Source organism: Streptomyces sp. NPDC046881 (genome assembly GCF_040645015.1).
Lineage (GTDB): Bacteria > Actinomycetota > Actinomycetes > Streptomycetales > Streptomycetaceae > Streptomyces.
Genome location: NZ_JBEYXJ010000204.1, coordinates 1 through 5,663 on the forward strand (window position 1 = coordinate 1; position 5,663 = coordinate 5,663).

At 74.0% G+C, this 5,663-nt stretch carries 1 protein-coding gene; it reads right to left on the reverse strand.

Features of this window, described 5'->3' with window-relative positions:
• A partial coding sequence (locus tag ABZ923_RS40745) for an amino acid adenylation domain-containing protein (RefSeq protein ID WP_361483329.1) occupies nucleotides 1–5,663 on the reverse strand: 5,663 nt, incomplete at both ends.

Sequence of the window (5,663 nt, forward strand, 5' to 3'; positions counted from 1 at the left end):
AGCGACCGCAGATGCCAGGCCAGCCGGTTCGCCCGCTCGTCCACCTCCCGGTACGACAGCGACACCCCACCCGCGACCACGGCCACCGCGTCCGGAGTCCGCGCCACCTGCTCCTCGAACAGCGCGTGCAACGTCCCCGTCACCGGCACCACCGGCCCCTGCGTGCCCGCCGACGCCAGGATCAGCTCCCGCTCCCCCGCCGGCAGGTACACCGCCCGCGCATCACCCTCCGGATCCGCCGCCATCGCCTCCAGCACCGCCCGGAACATCCCCGCCAGCCGCTCGGCGTGCTCCTGGGCAAGAACGTGGGAGGTGGAGCGCAGGCTCAGGATGCCGTCGAGGGCGGTGACGGTGAGCGCGAACTCGTTCGGGGCGTCGTTGAAGCCCCAGCCGTCCTCGGCCTGCTCGTCGTCCATCCGGTGGAAGTCGAGGTAGCCGAAGAAGACGTCGACCAGGCGCCCGGCGCCCCGGTCCTGCTGGATGGCCGGCATCGGGAAGTGCCGGTGCGGCCAGGCCTCGATCTCCCGTGCCGAGACCTGCTCGACCAGTTCGCGCCAGGTACGGGCGCTGCGGTCGACGGGGAACGGCAGGGTGTTGAGGTAGGTGCCGTACAGCCGGTCGGCGCCCGCGGCCTCCGGCCGGGAGTGGGTGACCAGGCCGGCGTGGTAGCGCGGCTCGTCGGTGAGCTGGCCCATCACCTTCATGAACGCGGCGACCAGCACGCTCTTCACGGACGTCTTCGCGGCACGGGCCAGCTCCCGCAGCGGCGCGTCGAGGTCGGCGAACCGGGTGCCGGCGCGCACCACCTCGGCGGGCCGGGTCGGGTCGCCGCGCCAGGCCTCGGGAAGGGTGGCCTTGGCGTGCCGGGCGACCAGGTCCTGCCAGTAGGCGCGGTCCTCCGCCGAGCCCAGGGCGGCCAGTTCGGCGGCGATGGAGTCGGCGAAGCGCACCTCCGGCGCCCGGTACGGCTCCGGCTCCACGCCGTCGCGCAGGCTCTGGTAGAGGCGGACCAGGTCGACCAGGAAGAGCTGGTTGCTCCAGCCGTCCATCACGGCGTGGCTCTGCGTGAAGGTGCACAGCCAGCCGTCGTCGCCCAGCAGGTGCGCGTACACCCGCAGCAGCGGCTCGTCGCCGGCGAAGTCGAACGGCCGGCCGCGTTCCTCGGCGACGAACGCCAGCATGCTCTCCCGCTGTGCGTCGGCCGGGAGCCCGCTCAGGTCGCGCAGGGCGACGGGCACGTCGGCTTCGGCGTGCACCAGTTGCAGCGGGCGCGAGTAGCCGGTCAGCGCGGCCGTGGTGCGCAGGGCGTCGTGGCGGGCGACCAGGGTGGCGACGGCGGTGCGGAAGGCCGCCTCGTCGAAGGGGCGGTCGTCGTGGACGCGGTAGACGTTCACGTTGTGGTAGTTGCGCTGCTCGCTGTCGGCGAGGGTCTCCACGAGCATGCCGGTCTGCACCAGCGACAGCGGGTAGGCGTCGGTTACGCCCGCGGGCAGCTTCCGCCGGTCCTCGTCGCCGATCAGCGCGAACGGCGCGACTCCGGCGGGGGTGTCGGCGGCCGGCTCGGTGCGTCCGGACAGCGCGCCGGCCAGGCCGGCCACCGTACGGTGGGCGAAGACGTCCCGGACGGACACGGCGAGGCCGGTGGCGCGCAGGGCGCCGATCAGGGCGACGGCGCGGATCGAGTCACCGCCCAGCTCGAAGAAGCTGTCGTGCACGCCGACCCGTTCGGCGCCGAGCACCTCGCTCCACACCGCGGCGAGCCGCTCCTCCAGCGGGGTGCGCGGCGCGGTGTGCTCGTCGGTGGTGTACGCCTCGCTGCCGGGGGCGGGCAGGGCCGCGCGGTCCAGCTTGCCGTTGGCGGTCAGCGGGATGGCCGGCAGGGCCACGAACGCCGTCGGCAGCATGTACTCGGGCAGGGTGCGGGCGAGCCGCTCGTGCAGCCGCGCCGGGGCCACGGCGGTGTCGGCGCTGTCGTCGGCGGCGACGAGGTAGGCCACGAGCCGCTGTTCGCCGGGGTGGTCCTCGCGCAGCACCACGCGGGCGTCGGCGATGCCGGGCTGCTCGGCGAGCGCGGTCTCGATCTCGCCGAGTTCGATGCGGTAGCCGCGGATCTTGACCTGGCCGTCGCCGCGGCCGAGGAAGTCGACGCTGCCGTCGGCGAGCATCCGCACCCGGTCGCCGCTGCGGTACAGGCGGGCACCGGGCGGGCCGAACGGGTCGGGTACGAACTTCTCGGCGGTCAGCTCCGGGCGGCCGAGGTAGCCGCGGGCCACGCCCGCCCCGCCGATGTACAGCTCGCCGGGCACACCGGTCGGGACCGGCTGGAGGCGGTCGTCGAGGACGTACATGGTGACGCCGGGCAGCGGGCCGCCGATCGGCATGATCTCCGGCAGGGTGCCGGCGTCCCGCGGCCCGGGCACCTCCCAGGTGCAGGTGCCGACGGACGTCTCGGTGGGGCCGTACTCGTTGACCAGCCGGGTGGCGGGGGCCAGGGCGTGCCAGGCCGCCACGACGGGGCGGCGCAGCGCCTCGCCGGCCACCACGAGCAGCGGCGCCAGCCGGGCCGCCTGCTCCGCGTCCATCTGGTGGGTGAGCACCTCCAGGTGGGCGGGGGTGAGCTTCACGAAGGCGTACGGCGCCTGCGCGGCCAGGGCCTCGCCGAGCTGCCCGAGGTCGAGGTCCTGCGGGAACGTGTGCACCGCCTGGCCGGCGACGAGCGGCGCCCACAGGTTGGGCACGACCAGGTCGAAGGCGACGGAGGAGAACAGCGGGGCACCGCCGCCGGCGCCGGTGAGCTCGTCGCGGGCCCAGCGGACGTGGCCCGCGAGGCCGCCGTGCGGGACGAGCACGCCCTTGGGCCGGCCGGTGGAGCCGGAGGTGTAGATGACGTAGGCGAGCCGGGCCGGGTCGTCGGTCCGCTCGGGGGCGCGGCCGGGCCGGGCGGCCAGCGCGGCCCGCTCCCGGTCCAGCTGGACGGTCGTGACCGGGGCATCGGCGGCTGCCCGATCCGCTGCCCGGTCCGCGTAGGCGGACTGTGTGAGCAGCACGGCGGCGCCCGCGTCGGCGAGGATGCCGCCCACCCGGTCGGCCGGGAACGACGGGTCCATCGGCACGTAGGCGCCGCCCGCCTTCCACACCGCGAGCAGGGCGGTGACGAGGTCGGCGCCCCGGTCGAGCAGCACCCCGACCACGGACTCCGTCGTCACCCCGAGCGCGGCCAGGTGGTGGGCGAGCCGGTTGGCGCGGGTGTCCAGCTCGGCGTAGCTCAGCCGGGTGCCGCCGTCGACGACCGCGACCGCGTCGGGGCTGCGCCGGGCCTGCTCCTCGAACAGCTGCAGCACGGTGTGCGGGACGGGTTCGGCGGGGTGGACGGCCCAGGCGCCGGTCAGCCGGTCCCGTTCGTCGGCGGGCAGCAGCGGGCGCCGGGCGTCGCCGGTGAAGTCGGCGGCCATCGCCTCCAGGACCGTACGGAACATGGCGCCGATCCGGTCGGCGTGCTCCGGGGCCAGGGACCGGGTGTCGGCGGTCAGGAAGATGCTCTTCACCCGTGAGGAGATGGTCAGCGGGAACTCGGTGGGGCTGTCGTCGATGCCGACGGCGTCGTCCACCAGGCCCGCGTCGACCTGCCGGAAGTCCTGGTAGTTGAAGAAGACGTCGATGAGCCGGCCGCTGACACCGGTGTCGCGCTGCACGGCGGGCAGCGGGTAGCGGCGGTGCGCCCAGCTCTCCACCTCGCGTGCGAAGACCCCGCGGACGAGGTCCAGCCAGGTGCCGGGTATCCGGTCGAAGGCCAGCGGGAGCGTGTTGAGGTACATGCCGTAGACGCGGTCGGCGCCGGTGACCTCGGGCCGTACGTCGTAGACGAGGCCGGCGTGGAACCGGGAGGCGTCGGTGAGCTGGCTGAGCACCTTGCCGTACGCGGCGATCATCACGCTCTTCAGCGAGGCCTGTGCCTCGGCGGCCAGGGCGCGCAGCCGCGGCTCCAGGTCGTCCCAGAGCACGCGGACGTGGTACTTGCCGCGCGGGGCGTCGGGGGCGCCGGCCCAGGCGGTGGGCAGGGTGAACTTCTCGTAGTCGGCGACCACCCCGCTCCAGTACGTCCGGTCCTCGGTGCCGGCCAGGGAGGCCAGCTCGCCGGCGACGGAGTCGGCGAAGCGCACGGCGGGCCGCTCGTACGGCTCGGGCTCCACGCCGTCGCGGAACCGGTGGTAGCAGGTGAGCAGCTCCATCAGGAGCGAGTGGTAGCTCCAGCCCTCCATGATCGGGTGGCATTCCGTGACGGAGATCCACCAGTGGCCGTCGGCCACATGGGCGTGGAACCGCATCAGCCCCGGCACTTCGAGGTCGAAGGCGTGGGCGCGCTCCTGCCGGACGAAGTCCGCCAGCGACTCCTGCAGCGCGTCGGGGGCGAGATCGCGCAGGTCGCGCACGCCGACGGTCACCTCGGCCCGCTCGTGCACCATCTGCAGCGGTACGGAGTAGCCCGTCAGGTGCAGCGAGGTGCGCAGCATGTCGTGGCGGGCGGCGACCTCGCGGGCGGCCCGGTGGAAGGCGGCCGGGTCGAAGGGCCGCTCGTCCAGGATCCGGAAGCAGCTGCAGTTGTGGTAGTGGTTCTTCTCCTCGTCCGCGAGCATCTCGATGACCATGCCGGTCTGGATCTGCGACAGCGGATAGGCGTCGACGATCCCCTCGGGCAGCCGGGCCCGGTCCTCGTCGGGGATCAGTGTGAACGGCGCGACGAGCGCGAGGTCGTCGGCCTCCAGCGTGGCCCGGCCGGTGAGGAGTTCGCCCAGTTCGGCGACGGTACGACGGTCGAAGACGTCCCGCACGGTGAGGTCGAAGCCCTGTTCGCGCAGGGCGCCGACGAGGGAGACCGCGCGGATGGAGTCGCCGCCCAGGTCGAAGAACCCGTCGTGCACACCGACCCGCTCGACCTCCAGGGCCTCGGCCCAGACGGCGGCGACGCGTTCCTCGACGGGGGTGCGCGGGGCGACGTACCGGGACGCCGCGTAGGCGGTGCGGTCCGGGGCCGGCAGGGCGCGCCGGTCGAGCTTGCCGTTGGCGGTCAGCGGCAGCCGCTCCAGCGTGACGAACGCCGCCGGCACCATGTAGTCGGGCAGGTCCCGGGAGAGGAACGTCCGCAGTTCGGCGGCGTCGGGTGCGTCGTCCGCCACCGGCACCAGGTAGGCGACGAGCTGCTCGTCGCGGACGACGGCGACGGCCTCACGGATACCGGGATGATCGGCCAGTACGGCCTCGATCTCGCCGAGTTCGATCCGGTAGCCGCGGATCTTGACCTGGTCGTCGGCGCGGCCCAGGAACTCCAGACTGCCGTCCGGCCGGCGCAGGGCGAGGTCCCCGGAGCGGTAGAGCCGGGCACCGGGCGGACCGAACGGGTCGGGCACGAACCGCTCGGCGGTCAGCTCCGGCCGGTTCAGGTAGCCCCGGGCCACACCGGGACCGCCGACGTGGATCTCACCGGGCACGCCGATCGGCACCAACCGGCCGTCCGCGTCGAGGAGGTGGACCGTCAGGTCGCCCAGGGGAAGCCCGACCGGGTTCCCGGCGCCGCTCGCCAGGTCCGTCTCGACCACCCGGTAGTAGGTGGTGTGGACGGTGGTCTCGGTGATGCCGTACATGTTCACCAGCGCCGGCTGCTCCAG